Here is an 18,829-nt window from a genome sequence, read left to right as displayed (position 1 = left end):
GCTCCAGGTCCGCCGCCGGCAACGAATCCAAGTCCACGCCCTCGGACATCGCTTCGCTGCCCAGCAAGGCCGGCCCCAACGGCACCCTGCCGGCGGCGGACCTGGAGCGCGGCTGGCTGGTGGTGGCGGCAACCGATTCGAGCACCGGCACGCAACTGGCCTCGTACTCCAACGCCTGCGGCGCGGCGATGCGCTACTGCCTGGTCGCGCCCGGCACCGAGGTGTTCGTCGATCCCAAGGCGACCACCTCCACCAGCAACCCCGACTACTACTACGGCAGCGGCACCTCGTTCGCGGCGCCGCTGGTGTCCGGTGCGGCGGCGCTGGTCTGGCAGGCCTTCCCGTACTTCACCAACGACCTGGTCCGGCAGACCCTGCTCGGCACCGCCACCGACCTGGGCACGCCCGGCGTGGACGCGACCTTCGGCTACGGCCTGCTCAACGTCGGCAAGGCGGTGCAGGGACCGGGCCGCTTCGACTGGGGTGACGTGACGGTGGGATTCACCGGCAATTCGACCTGGGCCAACAACATCGCCGGCAGCGGCGGGCTGATCAAGCAGGGCAGCGGCACGCTGAATCTCAGCGGCACCCAGAACACCTACAGCGGCGACACCCAGGTGCAGGGCGGCACGCTCAGCGCGGCCAGCCTGGGCAGCTCGAACGTGGCGATCAGCAATGGCGCCACCTTCGTCGGCGCCGGCGCGCTCGGCGGCAGCGTCGCCAATGCCGGCACCTTTCAGGTCGGTGCGGCCACGCTGAGCCTGAGCGGCAACTACGTGCAGAGCAGCAACGGCCGCCTGGCGCTGCTGGTCGGCGACAAGCTCTCGGTCGGCGGCAGCGCCACCCTGCAGGGCGGTTCGCTGTACGTGCTCGGCAAGCGCGACTACGTGGTCAACAACACCGCGTACACGGTGCTGCAGGCCAACGGCGGGCTCACCGGCACCTTCGCCTCGGTGACCACGCCGTCGAACGTGTTCCTGACCTCGTCGCTGTCCTACGACGCCACCAGCGCCTCGATCACCGTGCAGTCGCTGAGCGTCACCGCGGCCGCGGCCAGCTTCGGCAACATCACCGCCGCTACGCTGGCCTCGGCGACGCGCGTGGACGCGGCGTTCGCGCAGCTCAACACGCAGCTGAGCCACGACCCGGCCACGGTCGATGGCGCCCTGCTCAAGGCGGCCGGCGCGGTGCAGCAGTCGCCGAGCGTGGCGGCGGCGTCGGCAACGCTGCGCAGCCTGTCCGGCGAGGCGCATGCCGCGGCCACCGCGATGACCTTCGACACGATGGATCTGCAGCGGCGCGCGCTGTCCAGCCGCTTCGATACGCTGCTCGACCAGCCGCGCGCGGTCGGCGCCTGGAGTCAGCGCCTGGGCGAGACCGGGCAGGGCAGCTTCGCCGGCAGCCAGTTCCAGCTCGATGGCTGGCTGATGGGCCAGGACCTGCGTCTGGGCGAGCACGCGGTGGCCGGCTTCGCCTTCGGCGAGAGCCGCGCCAGCGACGCCGGCAGCCTGGACCGCAGCCGCAACCGCCAGGTGCAGGGCCAGGCCTATCTCGGCGCGATGGCGGGCAATGCGTACGCGCTGGCGCAACTGGGCAGCGGCCAGTACCAGCGCCAGCTCGACCGCAGCCTGCTGCTCGGCGACACCGTCGCCGACGCCTCCAGCCGTTATGCCGGTCGCTTCCTGTCCTCCAGCGTGGAGGTCGGCTATCGGCTCGGGCGCGGCCCGGCGTGGCTGACCCCGTATGCCGGCGCCGACTACAGCCGCATCGACAGCGATGGCTTCCGCGAACAGGGCGGCGATGGCTTCGGGCTGATGGCCGGTGCCGCCAGTTCCTCGCGCAGCCAGGCGTTGGCCGGCCTGCGCGGCGGATTCGGCGGGCGCGGCTGGTCGCTGCAGGGCTATGCCGAGTGGCAGCAGACGCTGGCCGCGCAGGGGCTGGACCGGCAGGCCAGCTTCGTCGGCGTGAACGCGTGGGCGCCGCTGGTGGACCTGCAGCCGGCGCGCTCCGGCGGCCTGTTCGGCGCCAGCCTGCAGACGCGCTGGAATGGGGCGTTGCTGGGGCTGGGTTACGACCAGCGCTTCGGCCCGCGCGGCGACGACCGCGCGGTGTCGCTGCGCTATCGCCTGGGCTTCTGAGTTCCGGTGCCCGAACCGGCGCGTGCTGCGCCGGTGCGGGGTCGATCAGTCAGTCAAGCAGGGCCGGGACGTCCCGGCCCTGCGATCTGCGGCCTCCCGCCTGCGGCGCAGGCGGCGGCGCGAGGCATCACTCGCCGCGCAGGTGGCCCATCGAGCGCGGTGCGGTACGGCCCAGCGGCAGCTTGAGCTTGCCGATCGCCTGCATGCGCGCCTCGGCGATGCGGTCGGCGGCCTGTTGCGGCGGAATGTTCTCGCGCTCGGAGAGGTCGAAGATCTTGCCGAGGTTGTGGTACATGCTGCGGATCAGCCGCATCGCGCGTTCGCGGTTGTAGCCGTCGATCTCCAGCGACACGTTCATGACGCCGCCGGCGTTGACCGCGTAGTCGGGCGCGTAGAGGATGCCGCGGCGGTGCAGTTCCTCGCCGACCGCGGCATTGGCCAACTGGTTGTTGGCGGTGCCGCAGACGATCTTGACCTTGAGCCGCGGCAGCTTGGCCTCGTCGAGCGCGCTCTCCATGGCGCACGGTGCCAGCACGTCGGCGGCGACGTCGTAGATATCGTCCGGGTCCACCGCTTCGGCGCCGTATTCGGCCACCGCGCGCGCGACCAGCGCCTGGTCCAGGTCGGTCACGTACAGTTTGGCGCCGCGTTCCTTGAGCAGCTTCACCAGCTCCATGCCGATGTGGCCCAGGCCCTGCACGGCGATGCTGGTCTTGCCGATCTCCTCGTGGCCGAACTTGCGCTGCAGCGAGGCCATCAGCGCCTGCAGCGCGCCGTAGGCGGTGAACGGGGCCGGGTCGCCGGAGCCGCCGTGCACCTGGTGCACGCCGGTGACGTACTCGGTCTCCAGGTAGATCTGCTCCATGTCGTTGACGTCGGTGCCGACGTCCTCGGCGGTGATGTAGCGGCCGCCCAGCGAATCGACGTAGCGGCCGAAGGCACGAAACAGCGCTTCGGACTTGTCGCTCTTCGGGTCGCCGATGATCACCGCCTTGCCGCCGCCGATGTTGAGCCCGGCCAGCGCGTTCTTGTAGGTCATGGTGCGACTGAGCCGCAGCGCGTCCTGCAGGGCGGACTCGGTGTTGGCGTAGGGGCGCATGCGCACGCCGCCCAGCGCGGGGCCGAGCACGGTGTTGTGGATGGCGATGATCGCCTGCAGTCCCACGTCGCGGTTGTGGCAGAAGACGACCTGTTCGTGGCCGGTGTTGGCTAGCGTTTCGAAAAGCATGGGGGCTCCGCTGGCGTTGCAGGTGTCGGACACCATGGTCCAGGAACGTGCCTGGTGGGTGGCGCAAAACAAAAACGCGACGGTTCCGGAACAGGCCCTGAGCGTCGCGATGCCGACATTTTAAAGCAATTGCCGGCCGCCGGTGCGATGGCGTGGTGGCCGGGCGGGGCGGGCATCTCGTGGCGCTGTGCGACGCCACAGGCGGTGTGTGCGCGTTCGCCGGGAGGCGCGTGAGTCGCGGGAGAGGGCGGTTTTGGCGCCGGGCACATAGGGCGGGCGGCGCGATGTGGCCTGGGCCGGTCCCGCGGTCGCGGTGACCGATGCTGGTGCGGCGGGAGGAGGCGCACGTTGGCGCCATGGGCGGCAGCGATTGTTGACGCCTTGCCGCGGCCCAGCACGCCGCGGCGGCGTTGCCCGCGATCGCCGCCGGCACGGCGATCGCGGGCCCGGTTCGGGGAGCTGGGATTAGTGACGTGCCCAATAGCCGGCGTGGAAGCGATAGGCGGGGCCGTAGTGCTCCCAGCGCGGACCGACATAGACGTAGCCCGGCCGTTCCACCACGTAGCGGCCGGCGACCCAGACGTGGTGGCGTCCGTTCCATTGCCAGTAGCCGGGCATCCAGACATAGCCGGGCCGCACCACCACCCGTTCCACCCGAGGCGGCGGCGGGGCGGTGCGGACCGACAGTTCCACCACTTCGCGCGCCTGCGCGGGCGCGGCGGCCATGGCGCCGGCGAGCGCGCCGCCGAGCAGGGTGGCCAGCAACAAGGGACGAGCGAACATGCGATGTCTCCGAAGGCATCGGCGGGCTGCCGACGCGGGAGGAAACGCCGCGACCGACATGTGTGTTGACGCGCGGCCGAGGGCGTATTCATGCAGCGGATAGCCAGGCGCAGCGGCGCGCTAGCGGCAAGGGGACGCAGCTCTGCATGCTGCAGCGCAACCTGCCCGTGTCGCGCTGCGCGCCTAGAATCGCGGCATTCTCTTTTCGATGTCCGCACGATGAGCCTTCCCGCGTCCCGCGTTCCGTTGCCGCAGACCGACGCCAGTCCCCTGCGTTTCGTCACCGCCGCCAGCCTGTTCGACGGCCACGATGCGGCGATCAACATCATGCGCCGCCTGATCCAGGCGCAGGGCGCCGAGGTGATCCATCTCGGCCACAACCGCAGCGTCGAGGACGTGGTGCGCGCGGCGCTGCACGAGGATGCCGACGCGATCGCGCTGTCGTCCTACCAAGGCGGCCACGTGGAGTACTTCAAGTACATGGTGGACATGCTGCGCGAGCGCGGCGCCGCGCATGTACGGGTGTTCGGCGGCGGTGGCGGCACCATCACCCCGGAGGAAATCGCCGAACTGCAGGCCTACGGCGTGGAGCGCATCTACCACCCCAACGACGGCATGAAGATGGGCCTGGTGGAGATGATCGAGGACGTGGTGGCGCGTGCCGGGCAAGGGCGCGAAACCGCGGCGGAGGCGCGTGGCGCGACGCCGGCCGGCTCCCCGCTGCCGGACATCGACGACGAGATCGGGATCGGCCGGATGCTGTCGGCGATCGAGGACGGCGCGTTCTCGGAGGCGGAACTGGCGCTGTTGCGCAAGCAGTGGCAGTCCGGCACGGCGTCCGCGGCGGAGGCGCGCAGTCGGCGCGCCGCACCCGTGCTCGGCCTGACCGGCACCGGCGGTGCCGGCAAGTCCTCGGTCACCGACGAACTGCTCAACCGCTTCCTGGCCAGCTTCCCGCAGATGCGCATCGCGGTGGTCTCGGTCGACCCGAGCCGGCGCCGCACCGGCGGCGCGCTGCTCGGCGACCGCATCCGCATGAACGCGCTGCGCAGCCCGCGCGTGTACATGCGTTCGATGGCCACGCGGCGCCAGCACGCCGCCACCAACCGGGTGCTGAAGGACTGCATCGCGTTGTTGAAGGCGGTCGGCTACGACCTGGTGATCGTGGAGACCGCCGGTATCGGCCAGAGCGATTCGGAGATCGTCGACCTGGTCGATTTCCCGGTGTACGTGATGACCAGCGACTACGGTGCGCCGAGCCAGCTGGAGAAGATCGACATGCTCGACTTCGCGGAACTGGTGGTGCTGAACAAGTACGACCGGCGCGGCGCCGAGGACGCGTTGCGCGACGTGCGCAAGCAGTGGCGGCGCAACCGCGCGGCGTTCCAACTGGAGGACGAGGCGGTGCCGGTGTACCCGACCATCGCCAGCCAGTTCAACGACCCGGGCGTGAGTTGGATGTTCGTCAATCTGTGCCGCCTGCTGCGCGACAAGCTGGCCACGCAGGCGGACACCGCGGCAAATGCGCCGGGCGCACAGGCGCACTGCGATTTCCGCCCGCAGCTCGACACCACGCTGAAGGAGCCGCGCGCCACCGTGCTGATTCCCGGCGCACGCGTGCGCTACCTGGCCGAGATCGCCGAGCAGGGGCGCGCCCTCAATGCCGGCGTGCTGCGCCAGGCCGAGGCCGCCGACCGCGCGCAGGCGTTCTGGCAAGCGCTGCACGAACTGCAGGATCCGCAACTGCCGGCGCAACTGGAACTGTATGCGGCGCAGGATCTGCTGCCGGCGTCGCGTGCATCCGCCGATGCGTCCGCTGATGCCGTCGACGCCAGCCTGCTGCTCCTGCGCCAGCGCTACAACGATGCGCTGCAGTCGCTGTCCAGCGAGTCGCTGAAGCTGCTGCGCGAGTGGCCGCAGCGGCTGAAGTCGATCACCGACCCGGTCACCGAGTATGCAGTGCGCGGCAAGCCGATCCGCGTGGAGAACTACCGGGAGTCGCTCAGCCACCAGTCCATTCCGAAGATCGCCGCTCCGCGCTACAAGAGCTGGGGCGAACTGCTGACCTTCCTCGGCAAGGAGAACCTGCCCGGCAGCTATCCGTACACCGGCGGCGTGTATCCGTACCGGCGCACCGGCGAGGATCCGATCCGCATGTTCGCCGGCGAGGGCACGCCCGAGCGCACCAACCGGCGCTTCCACTACCTGAGCGTCGGCCAGCCGGCCGCGCGCCTGTCCACCGCCTTCGACAGCGTCACCCTGTACGGCGAGGACCCGGCGCCGCGCCCGGACATCTACGGCAAGATCGGCAACTCCGGGGTCAACATTCCGACCCTGGACGACATGAAGAAGCTGTACTCCGGCTTCGACCTGTGCGCGCCGACCACCAGCGTGTCGATGACCATCAACGGTCCGGCGCCGATGATCCTGGCGATGTTCATGAACACCGCCATCGACCAGCAGGTGGAGAAACATCTCAAGGCCGATGCGCAGCGCTGGGCCCAGGCCGAGCAGACCCTGGCCCGATTGTTCGAAGGCCGCGAACGCCCGCGCTATCACGGCGCGTTGCCGCCGGGCAACGACGGCCTCGGCCTGGCCCTGCTCGGGGTCAGCGGCGACCAGTTGGTGGATGCGGAGACCTACGCGCAGATCAAGGCGCAGACCCTGTCCAGCGTGCGCGGCACGGTGCAGGCCGACATTCTCAAGGAAGACCAGGCGCAGAACACCTGCATCTTCAGCACCGAGTTCGCGCTGCGCATGATGGGCGACATCCAGCAGTATTTCGTCGAGCAGAAGGTGCGCAACTTCTACTCGGTGTCGATCTCCGGCTATCACATCGCCGAGGCCGGGGCGAACCCGATCAGCCAGCTCGCCTTCACCCTCAGCAACGGCTTCACCATCGTCGAGTACTACCTGGCGCGCGGCATGCACATCGACGATTTCGCGCCGAACCTGAGCTTCTTCTTCAGCAACGGCATGGACCCGGAGTACACGGTGATCGGCCGGGTGGCGCGGCGGATCTGGGCACGGGCGATGCGCGAGCGCTACGGCGGCAACGAGCGCAGCCAGATGATGAAGTACCACATCCAGACCTCGGGCCGTTCGCTGCACGCGCAGGAGATCCAGTTCAACGACATCCGCACCACGCTGCAGGCGCTGTACGCGCTGTTCGACAACTGCAACAGCCTGCACACCAACGCCTACGACGAGGCGATCACCACGCCGACCGAGGAAAGCGTGCGCCGCGCGGTGGCGATCCAGATGATCATCAACAAGGAGCTGGGGCTGAACTTCTGCGAGAACCCCTGGCAGGGCAGCTTCATCATCGAGCAGCTCACCGACCTGGTGGAAGAAGCGGTGTACAAGGAGTTCGAGGCGATCAGCGAGCGCGGTGGTGTGCTCGGCGCGATGGACACCATGTACCAGCGCGGCAAGATCCAGGAAGAGAGTCTGTACTACGAACACAAGAAGCACGACGGCAGTCTGCCGCTGGTCGGGGTCAACACCTTCCTGCCCAAGGAGCATGCCGGCGAGACCGCGACCGAGATCGAGCTGATCCGCTCCACCGAGCAGGAAAAGGACCAGCAGATCGGCAACGTGCGCGACTGGCAGCAGCGCCGCAACGCGCTGGCGCTGGCCGCCGACGGCGCCGGCCTGGGCGCGCTGCAGCGCACCGCGCGCGAGCGCCGCAACGTGTTCGCGGCGCTGATGGAGGCGGTCAAGACTCACAGCCTGGGCCAGATCAGCCATGCGCTGTACGAGGTGGGCGGCGAGTATCGGCGCAACATGTAGGCGCCGACGGTCGTGGCTGCCGACGCCGGCGCGCCGGCGTCGGCGAGGGGGCCTGCCGCGTGCGCTTCTGCGGCGCCGCGCTAGCGCATGCGGCAATCTTGCGGCCGCGGCCTGGGCGGTCTCATAGTGTCCCATCGATTCACGCAGAGGATGCCGATGAAAGTCTGGGGAGCATTGGCAGTGTTGATGGCGTGCGCGGCGACGACCCGCGCGGCGGAACCGGCCGGGGATGGGGCGGCGGGGCCGTTGTTCGACACCGTCGCGGCGCTGGACCAGCGCCTGTTCGAGGCCTACAACCGCTGCGACCTGGCGGCGTTCGAGTCGTCGTTCGTGCCGGACGTGGAGTTCTACCACGACACCGGCGGCGTCACCTGGGACCGCGCGAGCGTCGTCGACAACACGCGCAAATGGATCTGCGGCAAGGTCCGCCGCGAGTTGCTGCCCGGTACGTTGCGGGTCTATCCGATCAAGGACTTCGGGGCGATCGAGGAAGGCGAGCACCGCTTCTGCGAGCTGGCCAGCGGCCGCTGCGAGGGCATCGCCAAGTTCGTGATGGTGTGGCGCCAGGACCCGGACGGTTGGAAGTTGACGCGGGTACTCAGCTACGGGCATCGCACCGCGCCCGCAGTGGCGCCGCACTGAGCGAGGGGGCGGCCGTTGCCCCCCATAGGGCGGCGTTCAAGCCCCATCGCCCCGACCATACCCGCCACGTGCCGTCCGCAGGCGGCAGCGAGGAGCGGCGCAACAGGCTGCTGGAGTGGTGAAGGGCGCTGTCGGCACGCCGCTTGCTTGCAGCTGAGTGGCGCGATCGCGCGTTGTCCATGACCGCCTCACGGCGGTCGGCCACCGCATCACGTCGGCGTTGCGCAGAAACCCGCGCGGCGTGCTTGAATGACATGGCGTGCCGCGTGGGCGCGCACCGGTGGCCGGGCGCGGGGACCTGGCGATGTTTTGCGGATGACGACGATCGTGCCGATCATGTGGATTGCCATCAGTGCGGGTGCGCTGGTGCTGGGGGGCGGACTGTGGTGGTGGCTGCGGCGTGGCTCTGGCGATGCGGCCGAGGCGCCGCAGGCGCGCGTCCATGCCGAGGATGCCGACGTATCCGCGGCACCGGCAGTGTCTGCACCCACCGCGCCTGTTGCCCCGGTGGACCCGGGCCTCGACCCTTTCGCCGACCCGGCCCTGCTCGATCTGGATCCGGTGCCGGACGCCGCGATCCTGGCGCGCCTGTGCGAGCTGGCATTCGCCGGCCGGCTGGTGAGCACGTCGGTCACGCCTGCGCCGGCGGTCATGGCCGAGGCCGCCGCGGTGCTGGCGCGCATCGATGCGCATCCGCGCTACACGCCGCGACGCCCGCACCTGCTGCCGCAGCTCACCCGCGCGATCAACGACCCGACCGCCGGCGCCCATTCCATCGCCACGATCCTGGGCCAGGACCCGGCGCTGGCCGGCAACCTGCTGCGCATCGCCAACAGCGTCGTCTACCGCCGCCATCCCGAGCCGATCGAGAACCTGGAGCGGGCGGTGGCCCTGCTCGGCACCGAGGGCCTGCGCCAGATCGTGCTGGCGGCGCTGCTGCAACCGGTGATCGTCGACGACGGCAGCGTCTTCGGCCGCTGTGCGGCGGTGCTGTGGGAACACACCCTGCTGTCGGCGCACGCCGCCTCCCAAGTGCCCGACCGCGAGGATGCGAACGCCGCGCAGTTGCTGGCGCTGTTGTGCGGGTTGGGTGCGGTCTCGGTGGTGCAGGTGCTGCGCGATGTCCACGCACGCCACGCCGAGGCAGCGCCCACGCCGGCGGCGATGACCGAGATGCTGGAGGCCTGGTCGGCGCACTGCGCCAAGGCCATTTCCGCGGACTGGGGGCTGTCGCCGCGCGTGCAACGCGCCCTGGAGGAGCAGTCGGGCGACGCCGATGCGGCGACCATGAGTGCGCTCGGCCTGGCCCTGCGCCGGCATCGCGCTGCGGCGGCCGCGCAGCTGGCGGTGCGCTATCGCCGTTAGGTGGCGCCGTTGCGTGGTCCAGCCAGTGATTGGTCGAAACGTGCGGCAGAGCGGCCGGGTGCCGAAGCGATGCGCGGCCACCGGGCGATGCGACGGGAGGTCGGCGCAGCCGACAGCGCGAGACAGCATGCGCCGACGCAGGCGCGGATCCCTGTCGTGTCCACGCTGGCGCCGAGGCTGATCTGCTTGCTGGCGCCGTTGGCGACGATCGCCGTCCATGAAGGTGGCGCCATCGCTCCAGCGTTGCGCCCGCGCTGCCGGGCATTGATGGCCGCGCGGCACGCCGACCCGGCGGGGGCGCAGGCGTGGTTGCGGCTGGCAGAGGCGGCGGCCGAAGACCAGGTCGATCGTGCCCTGCGAGCCACCGAAGCCGTGCTGCGCGATGCGATTCGTGGACTGCTAAAGGCCGAATGACCCGTTGCTTGGGCGCGGTCGACGCCATGCGCCGCTTGCATGAAGCGCGGCGCGTTTTCTCGACCTCATGCAGACGCGATGCGCCCGGCGGGCAGGAGGCGGCCGGCCGAGCGGATGCACCGGCTGCACGCATGCAGCCGGCGCGACGGCGGCGTGGCGAGCGCGTCTACCTCAGCGCAGCGGCACGTCGGCGACCTTGTCCTGGTAGTCGCGCTTGGGGTCGATGCCGAACAGCACCTTGATGCCGGCCATCAGGCTGGAACCGTTGAGCCAGATCTGCGCGTGATCCGGGTCCAGGCGCAGCAGCGCCAGCTTCGGATCGTCCTTGCCCTGTTCGTACCAGGCGTCGATGAAGCCGTTCCACAGGCGCTCGATCACCGCCTGGTCGTTATCGACGCTGAGCGTGCCGCTGATGCTGGCGAACAGGTCGTAGTTCTTGGCGCTGAACGCCGCGATCACCCGCTGGCTCTGCGTCAGCTTCTGCACCAGCGCGTTGTCCTTGGAGGTGAAGAACCAGATCGGGCCGCCGTGATCGCCCTCGAACTGCGCGGTCATCGGCCGGGCGTGGCCGTCTTCGACGCCGTCCAGGCCAAGCATCACGGTGCGGTCGGACTTCAATGCCTTCCAGAATTTCTCTTCCAGTTCCTGCGGGCTGGCCATGCGGATCTCCGAGCGGGCGACAGTGCCCGCCTGCACTGTGCCTGCGGGCGCGCGCGCAGTCCGTGACGGGACGGTGCAGGCCACGTGCAGAGTCGGTGCGCGCGGGCCGCTGTAGACAAGTGCGGCGATGCGCAGCGCGCTGCGATGCGTATCGAAGCATCGCGCCGATCCCCAGTGCTACTAAGCGACCACGCCACGCATGCAGCGTGGCGGACGGACCACCGTTCCGCAGGGAAGGCGTGTGCCGGCTGCCCGCGGCACGCGCCGCTTTCCGACAGGACGTTTGCCGATGAGTGCGATTCCCGCGACGCAACCGCTGTTGCCGCCGCAACTGACCCTGGCGATGGCCGCCGCCAGCATCGCTGCCTACGCGGCCTATGAAGGCAAGCCGTTCTCGGCACCGTCCGACTACCGTCTGGTCGCCCGCTGGTCCGGCTGGGATGGCGACCCGCTGGGGGGCAGCGAGGAGCTGTTCGGTCTGCTGTTCCGTTCCACCGCCACCGCCGGGACCTATCTGTTCGCGTTCCGCGGCACCGATTCGGACCTGGACATCTACGAGGACCTGGACTTCTCCACCACCGCCTTCGTGCCCAGCGCCGGTACCGTCACGCCGGTGCCGCAGGTGTCGGCCGGGTTCTACGGCATCTACAACGGCAGGGGCGGCGCCATGCGCGCCTCGATGCGCGCGCAGTTGTTCGCGCTGCTGGAGCACTTCGCGCCGACCCAGGTCTACGTCACCGGGCACAGCCTGGGCGGCGCGCTGAGCCAGTTGTTCTCGCTGGACCTGGCGCTGAGCCGGCCAGGGCTGCCCAGCCGCAACATCAACTTCTGCAGCCCGATGGTCGGCGACGCGAGCTGGGAACAGGCCTATGCCGCGCATATCGCCGCGGCCGACAGCACGCGCTGCTACAACTACTGGGACTACGCGCCGTCGCTGCCGCCGTCCATATTCGGCTATGCGTCGGTGGGGCAGGCGTTCCGCACCGCCTACGACGTCAATGGCGCCTGGTTCCCGCATCTGCTGCCGCGGCACTCCATCGCCAACATGCAGGTCGTGCTGCAGCACGCCCTGTGGCAGACGCCGCAGGCCTGGAGCGGGACCTTCGCCGACCAGACCGATCCGCAGCGGCTGATGCGCAGCCAGATCCCGCCCACCACGCCGCATCCGGCCTGGGCGGACATGGCGCTGACCGCGCGAGCGGCCGAGCAGGCGCTGGGCTTTCCGGAGGGGGCAGCGGCGTCGCCGGCGGCGGCCACGCCATGAGTGCGTGCGCGGCCTGGCGGCGCGCCTGTTGTGCCCGCGGTCACTGCATGGTGCCGCCACGGGTGCCACGCTGACCGCCCATCGATGGCGAGGACGTCGCCATGGCATCGTTCGACCTGTATCTCCCACAGCTGCTGCGGTTCGAGGGCGGCTTCGTCGATGATCCGAACGATCCGGGCGGCGCCACCAACCACGGCATCACCCTGGCCACCTTCCAGCGCTGCGCGCAAGCGCTGCTGGGCCAAGCGCCGACGCTGCAGAACCTGCGCGCATTGACTGTGCAGCAGGCCGCGACGATCTACCAGCACGACTACTGGGACAGGATCGGCGCCGATCAGATCGCCTCGCAGACGTTGGCCGAGCTCGTGTTCGATTTCTACGTCAATGCCGGCGATGTCGCGATCTCGCTGCTGCAGCGCGTCCTGCAGCAACTGGGCGCGACCGGCTTGGCGGTCGATGGCGAGATGGGGCCGGCGACCCTGGCGGCGCTTGCCAGTGCGGACACGGCACAGGTGTACGCGCAGTACCGGCAGCAGCGCATCGCCTACTACCAGCGCCTGGTGGCGGAGCGTCCGGACGACGCCGAGTTCCTGGCCGGCTGGCTGCGACGCGCGGAATGGTTCCCGGCGAGCCTGCCGGCCGATGCGTCGGCGCCTGCGCAGACCGGCACCGCCTGATGCGACGCCGCGCCGTGCACGGCGCGTGCATCTGCGTTTCACCGCATGCGCATGCCGCGCTGTCTAGTCTCCCGAACCAGCGTCGGCCATCTGCCGACGCCAGCGCACGCGATGACGGCGTGCGCCTGTCCTCGTTTTCGGGAAGACCGCATCATGATCAAGTGGGCCATCATCATCGCCATCATCGGACTCATCGCCGGCGCGCTCGGCTTCAGCGGCGTGGCGGGCGCGGCGATCGGCGTCGCCAAGTTCCTGTTCTGGGCCGGCATCGCCATCGCCCTGGTGCTGTTCGTGCTGGGCACCATGCTGGCCAAGAAGGTCAGTTAGGCACCAGGCCGGGTGTCGCGTCGATGCAGGTGCGTCGCGCGACAGGTCCGCAGAGCGAGGCCCTGTGGTGGTCGGCAGGCGCTTGCCGTGCCATTGAAGGCCTAGGCGTCGCTGGCGGTATCCGTTTCGTGCGTCGCAGCGTCGTCGTCGGCGGCGGGCTTGGCCGCTGCGGCACGCGCTTCGCGCTTGCGCGCTTCTTTTTCTTCCTGCTGTTTCTTCTTGGCCAGCTCGCGCTGCCGCTTTTCGAAGGAGTAGTTGGGCTTGGCCAATGCATGTCTGCCGTCAGGGGAATGCCCTGAGTGTAGCCGCTGCGCGGCTTCGGCGTGCGAAACGGACAGGCCGTCATCGGGACGGCCTGTCCTAGGCGCAGGTGCGGGAGTACGGCCCTCCCGGACCTTGGCTTACGGGCTCAGATACTGCTGGATCGACGAATACACGTCGGCGAAGCGCGAGTAGTAGTCGGGATCGCTCGGTGCGCTGCAGTATGAGGTGCCGCCATACAGGCCGCCGCGCAATTGGTAGGCGCCGCTGCTGTTGACGGTGAACAGGCCGGAGCCGGACGAGCCGCCTTCGGTGACGCCGGTGCTCCACTGCACGCGGTACAGCGGCGATTTGCCGTCGATGGAGCTGGACAGCGCGGTGACCTTGCCCAGCGAGTACTTCTTGACGTCGCCGGCCGGGTGGTGGATGCCCTCGATCGCGGTGCCGGTGGAACCGATCGCCGAACTGCTCCAGCCCGCGTAGAACGCGCCGCTCGGCGGAGCGCTCTTGAGCTCGAGCAGCGTGGTGTCGCGGGTGGTGTTGGTATAGCGCAGGTAGGCGCCGCCGCCGAGGGTGGTGTAGTTGGAATTGACCGTGGAGCCGCCGCAGGTGGTGGCGTCGTAGAACCAGTACGTCTGCAGCGTATTGGCCACGGTCTGGGTGCTGATGCAGTGCGCCGCGCTCCAGAACATCGCTTTCTTCGGCGAATTGCTGTTGTTGAGCAGGGTGCCGGTGCACAGGTAGGTGCTGCCGCCGCTGGTGAAGGTCATGCGCGCCACCGACTTGGCCGCCGAGGTGAAGCCGGAGGTCGGGTTGGCGCGGCAGACGATGTCGCGCTCGCACGAATCGCTCTCGCCGATCATCGGCCGCATCATCGTCTCGCTGGCCACCGGGCTGATGTCCAGGTGCGAGAGCTGCGGGATCTTCAGCGCGAAGCCTTGCGGGTACTGGCCGGCCGGCAGCTCGATCTCCACCACCATGCGCGCGCCGGCGATCACCGCCGACCAGCCGGGCTGGCTGCCGGCGAAATCGGCGCCGCTCTGCTGGAACACACGGCCGTCGTCGCCGGCGAAGCGCAGCGTCGCCTTGCGCGGATCGCCGGGCTGGGCGCCGCTGCCGCTGAGCTGCAGCGCTGCGCGCAGCGCCTGCGCGTTGGTCGAGGCGATTTCGAAACTGGTGACCTGGGCGCCGTTGGGCAGCGTCTGCCAGCGCAGGCGACGCAGGTTGATGTCGGGCTTGGCGACGTCGCGGGAAAAGCCGATCTGCAGCGGCTGGCCGTGCTTGACCTGTTGCCCGCGTGCCTGCTTCATCGCCGCGGCCTTGCTGCTGTCGGGCGCGGCCAGTTCGATCAGGCGCGGGGCGTGCGCGCTGCCCGGGGGAAGGCTGCGCAGTTCCGCGCCACCGAGCGCGGCGGCATCCGGGCGGGCTTCGACCGGGGCGGAATCCATTTCGGCTGCTGGGGGAGTGGCAGCCATGGCGGCGGGGGACATGCCGGCAATGCCGGCGAGCAACGCCAGGTACAACGCATGCTTGCGATTCATCGATCTTCCTTCTGCGAAGAGGGACGAGACCATCCGGCAGGGGACCGGATGCCATTGCACCCGAGTTCAGGGTGCCTGCCGAGGCTACGGACGACGCCAGAGCGATTGCGTGTCAGGCGTCACGCTCGGAGGGCCGGTTTCGTAGACAGCTGCTCACATTGCGTGTGATGGCGCGAAAGAAGCGCACGGCGCTGCCATGCCGCAGCGGCACCGTTGCATGCGCGCTGCAATGCGGATCCGTGCCCGATCAAGTGGGAAGGGCAGGATGGGTAGCGCTATCTGGAGCGGCCTGATCGACACGTCGACACGGACGTCGGCCAGTCCCCCCGCACACGCTCACCAGCGGCTCAGGCCGCCCCGCCGAACCGCATGAAGCCAGGAGCGGACGCTCCCGCCGAGCAGGGTCCTGACCGGTTGCCACCTTTCTGCAATCTTTCCGACAAATTTCAGTAGATTCAATCACTTGAATCGGCATCTGGCGTGCTGCGACGCAGCTTGCATCGATTCAAATTCGGCCTATAACGCTGGCGTCGCATATATGAACTTTGCGTTCTTGTATGCACCGCCTTGCGGACGGCCCGCGCGAGGCCAGGGGGCTAGGGCGGGCTCGGCACATCTCCAACATCGATCGCTCCTGTGGGGGGAGACCAGTGAACAGAACCGCTTTCCGGCGTGGACTCATCGCCAGTTCCGTTGCGCTCGCCCTGTGGGCGCCCTCTGTCATGGCGCAATCCGCGCCCGATGACGCGGCCCCGCCCAATGGCGCCGGCAAGGCCGACAAGCCGGTCGAACTCAAGGCGGTGACGGTCACCGGATCGCTGATCCCGCGCGTGGAGGTCGAAGGCCCTGCGCCGGTGGTCACCATCACCGGCGAAGAGATCAAGAAGCAGGGCTACACCACGCTGTGGGAATTCCTCGACTCGCTGCCGCAGGTGGGCCAGCAGGTGTCCGACCCGGCCTCGTGGGGCTCCAGTTCGGTCAATGCGCGCTCGGTGAACCTGCGCGGACTCGGCCCCGGTTTCAGCCTGCTGATGATCGACGGCCATCGCGTGGTCGATTACCCGCAGCCGCTCAACAAGCAGAGCAACTTCCAGAACTTCAACAACCTCCCCACCGGGATGATCGATCACATCGAAGTGCTGGCCTCCGGCGCGTCGTCGATCTACGGCTCGGACGCGGTCGCCGGCGTGGTGAACGTGATCCTGAAGAAGGACTACCAGGGCAACCAGTTGCAGGTCACTGCGGGCGGCGCGACGCGTGGTGGCCGCCGATACGGCGACATCAACTACGTCGGTGGCCGCGCGGGCGACAACTGGCACGTGACCTACAATTTGGAGCACTCCAACCGCAGCGCGCTGTGGGGCATGGACCGGCCGTACCAGGATTCCGTGGCCGACGCGGGCTACGGCGCCTGGGGTCCGGCCTCGCGCATGTTCGGCTACCAGTACGATGCCGCCGGCGCGATCGCGCTGTCGGCCACTGACGCCAACGGCCGCTACATCACGCCGCCCGCCGGCACCTGCGACAAGTTCACCAACTCGCGCCTGACCCAGTCGCACTCGGTGACCACCAACGGCACCCAGGTCACCGGCGTCACCGACAACGGCTTCTACTGCGCGCAGCCGGCGCTGTTCCAGAACTGGGTGCTGACCCCGGGCAGCATCAGCAACAGCGGCTATCTGGCGGGCGAGTACGACTTCCAGAACGGTCTGCAGTTCTACGGCTCGGCCGCGCTGTACCAGACCGTGGGCATCTCCAACACGCAGCTCAACGTGTTCAGCGCCGGCCCGTTCTACGACCAGACCACCGGGCAGACGGTCAACCAGGTGATCCGCCAGCTGACTCAGAAAGAGATCGGCGTCAGCGCCAACACCTACGATCGCGAGCGCAACTGGAACCTGCAGGCCGGCCTGCGCGGCACCGTGTTCGACGGCCGTTTCAACTGGGACCTCAACCTCAACACGCAGAAGTACATCGTCCGCGAGGAGTTCACCGGCTACAACGCGCAGGCCACCAACACCTTCTTCCTCGGCCAGCAGCAGGGCACCACCGCCGACGGCCTGCCGATCTACGCCTTCAACTGGCAGCAGTTCTGGAACCCGATCACCCCGCAGCAGTACGACCAGTTCGCGGTGACCGGCGTGAACACCGCGTCGTCCTGGCTCGACCAGGCGCAACTGCGCGTCAACGGCGACCTGTTCAAGCTGCCCTGGGCCGACCGGTCGGTGGGCTGGGCCGCGGTGCTCGAAGCCGCACACAACGGCTTCAAGCTGTCGCCCGACCCGCGTGCGGCGGATCCGTCCACGTTCCAGAACCCGTTCGGCGCCTACCTCACCGGTGCCGGCACCCGGCAGCGTTTCTCGCTGGGCACGGAGTTCCGCGTGCCGGTGCTGGAGTCGGTGACCTGGACGCTGTCCGGCCGCCTGGACAAGTACAACGACGCCAGCCGTGCCGACATCGCCCGTACCTGGGGCTCGGGCCTGGAATGGCGCCCGTACGACGGTCTGCTGCTGCGCGGCAGCTACGGCACCAACTTCAAGGCGCCGGACATGCAGGCCATCTACTTGACCGGTTCGACCTCGCCGGTGGGCTTCTACGCCGACCCGCTGCAGTGCGTGAACGCGATCAAGGCCGGGCAGAACAACAACACCTGGTGCAACAGCGTGCAGCGTCCCGGGTCGCAGTACTACACGCTCTACACCAACGGCAGCCGCCTGCTGCTGCCGCAGACCGGCCACTCCTGGACCTACGGCTTCGTCTGGCAGGTGCCGGGCGTGCAGGGGCTGTCGGTGTCGGCCGACTACTGGAACATGGGCGTGGACAACGCCATCCAGTACCTCGGCCAGGACACCGTGCTGGCCGACGAAGCCGGCTGCCTGACCGGGATGAAGCCGAACGGGACGTCGGGCCTGTCGCCGTACACGGCGCACGTGGCCGGATCGGAGTATTGCCAGATGGTCACCCAGATGGTGAAGCGCGACGCCAACGGCCAGATCGTCTCGGTGCAATCGGGCCCGATCAACGAAGCCTCGCTGTACGTGGCCGGCGTCGATGCGACGCTGGACTACAAGTTCCACACCGACGGCTACGGCGACTTCCGCGCCGGCATCAACTACACCAACAACCTGTCGTACAAGCAGCGCGTGCTGGCGTCGGATCCGTTGCAGAACACCCGCTATCAGAACGTGGCCAGCCGCATGACCTGGATCGCCGACTGGACCAAGGGCCGCTGGAACGTGTCGATCTCCGGCGTGCGCAATGGCCGCATGCGTGCCCCCAACTACGCCGGCTGCGACGTGCTGCCCAACGGCATCCAGCCCGGCATGGTCACCGTGTCCAATGGCGGCAACACGGTCTCCACCGGCGTCTGCCAGGTCACCCAGGACGGCAACCAGGTGACCGTGCCGGATACGACCTATCGGGGCCACGCGCCGGCCTGGATCACCTGGAACGGCTCGGTCGGCCTGCAGGTCACGCCGGACCTGCATGCGAAGCTCACCGTGTCGAACATCTTCGACAAGGTCGGTGCGATTCCGTATTACGCTGGCGGCTTCGAGTTCGTCACCACCGGGCAGACCGCGAGCGAGTACAACGGCCGGGAAATGTTCCTGACCCTGGACTACACGTTCAACTGAGCGGTCAGCTGATCGTCGGCGGGCTTCGCGGGAAGCGGAGCCCTCCGGATCTTCATGGGCCTGGCGTTGCCTCGTGTCATCTCTCGTCCCAGCGCGCGCTGT

At 68.8% G+C, this 18,829-nt stretch carries 14 protein-coding genes; 9 read left to right on the top strand and 5 right to left on the bottom strand.

Features of this window, described 5'->3' with window-relative positions:
* Positions 1–2,138: autotransporter domain-containing protein (locus tag CEK65_RS04115; protein ID WP_152180868.1), on the top strand; the 2,138-nt coding region annotated here is incomplete at its 5' end.
* A 127-nt stretch (positions 2,139–2,265) separates the two neighbouring features.
* Here the strand turns inward: CEK65_RS04115 and CEK65_RS04110 are convergent.
* Positions 2,266–3,366 (bottom strand): Glu/Leu/Phe/Val dehydrogenase dimerization domain-containing protein, encoded by a 1,101-nt coding sequence (locus tag CEK65_RS04110; protein WP_152180867.1) that lies wholly within the window; start codon positions 3,364–3,366, stop codon positions 2,266–2,268.
* Between the two features lie 465 nt (positions 3,367–3,831).
* Positions 3,832–4,149, bottom strand: a complete 318-nt coding sequence (locus CEK65_RS04105) for a hypothetical protein (protein WP_226978689.1) — start codon at positions 4,147–4,149, stop codon at positions 3,832–3,834.
* A gap of 219 nt (positions 4,150–4,368) precedes the next feature.
* On the opposite strand from CEK65_RS04105, the gene CEK65_RS04100 reads away from it, so the two are divergent.
* The 4 genes from CEK65_RS04100 (at position 4,369) to CEK65_RS04085 (ending at position 10,362) form a co-directional block, all read left to right on the top strand.
* Positions 4,369–7,941: a methylmalonyl-CoA mutase family protein gene (locus tag CEK65_RS04100; RefSeq protein ID WP_152180866.1), complete on the top strand. Its 3,573-nt coding sequence runs from the start codon at positions 4,369–4,371 to the stop codon at positions 7,939–7,941.
* 246 nt (positions 7,942–8,187) lie between these two features.
* Positions 8,188–8,583, top strand: a complete 396-nt coding sequence (locus tag CEK65_RS04095; protein WP_226980468.1) for a nuclear transport factor 2 family protein — start codon at positions 8,188–8,190, stop codon at positions 8,581–8,583.
* Between the two features lie 336 nt (positions 8,584–8,919).
* Positions 8,920–9,948, top strand: coding sequence for an HDOD domain-containing protein (locus tag CEK65_RS04090; RefSeq protein ID WP_226980467.1), 1,029 nt, complete (start codon positions 8,920–8,922; stop codon positions 9,946–9,948).
* A gap of 156 nt (positions 9,949–10,104) precedes the next feature.
* Complete coding sequence (locus tag CEK65_RS04085) at positions 10,105–10,362, top strand: hypothetical protein (RefSeq protein WP_152180863.1); 258 nt, start codon at positions 10,105–10,107, stop codon at positions 10,360–10,362.
* A gap of 171 nt (positions 10,363–10,533) precedes the next feature.
* Here CEK65_RS04085 and CEK65_RS04080 read toward each other — a convergent pair whose 3' ends face one another.
* On the bottom strand, positions 10,534–11,022 hold the full coding sequence (locus CEK65_RS04080; protein WP_152180862.1) for a pyridoxamine 5'-phosphate oxidase family protein: 489 nt from the start codon (positions 11,020–11,022) through the stop codon (positions 10,534–10,536).
* 289 nt (positions 11,023–11,311) lie between these two features.
* On the opposite strand from CEK65_RS04080, the gene CEK65_RS04075 reads away from it, so the two are divergent.
* The 3 genes from CEK65_RS04075 (at position 11,312) to CEK65_RS04065 (ending at position 13,290) form a co-directional block, all read left to right on the top strand.
* A complete protein-coding gene (locus CEK65_RS04075) occupies positions 11,312–12,286 on the top strand; it encodes a lipase family protein (protein ID WP_152180861.1) in 975 nt (324 codons plus the stop codon).
* 101 nt (positions 12,287–12,387) lie between these two features.
* Complete coding sequence (locus tag CEK65_RS04070; protein WP_152180860.1) at positions 12,388–12,963, top strand: N-acetylmuramidase; 576 nt, start codon at positions 12,388–12,390, stop codon at positions 12,961–12,963.
* Between the two features lie 153 nt (positions 12,964–13,116).
* Positions 13,117–13,290, top strand: coding sequence for a DUF1328 family protein (locus CEK65_RS04065; protein WP_017908222.1), 174 nt, complete (start codon positions 13,117–13,119; stop codon positions 13,288–13,290).
* A gap of 101 nt (positions 13,291–13,391) precedes the next feature.
* Here the strand turns inward: CEK65_RS04065 and CEK65_RS20925 are convergent, their stop codons facing one another.
* Positions 13,392–13,559 carry a hypothetical protein gene (locus CEK65_RS20925; RefSeq protein WP_191091395.1) on the bottom strand — a complete coding sequence of 56 codons (168 nt, stop codon included), beginning with the start codon at positions 13,557–13,559 and terminating at the stop codon, positions 13,392–13,394.
* A gap of 132 nt (positions 13,560–13,691) precedes the next feature.
* Entirely contained in the window at positions 13,692–15,092 is a 1,401-nt protein-coding gene (locus CEK65_RS04060) for a serine protease (RefSeq protein ID WP_152180859.1), read from the bottom strand.
* Between the two features lie 722 nt (positions 15,093–15,814).
* Here CEK65_RS04060 and CEK65_RS04055 point away from each other — a divergent pair.
* Complete coding sequence (locus CEK65_RS04055; protein WP_152180858.1) at positions 15,815–18,727, top strand: TonB-dependent receptor; 2,913 nt, start codon at positions 15,815–15,817, stop codon at positions 18,725–18,727.
* Positions 18,728–18,829 lie beyond the last annotated feature (102 nt).

Source organism: Xanthomonas sp. LMG 12459, from assembly GCF_009192905.1.
Taxonomy (GTDB): domain Bacteria; phylum Pseudomonadota; class Gammaproteobacteria; order Xanthomonadales; family Xanthomonadaceae; genus Xanthomonas_A; species Xanthomonas_A sontii.
This window is presented reverse-complemented; position numbering and strand designations above follow the sequence as displayed.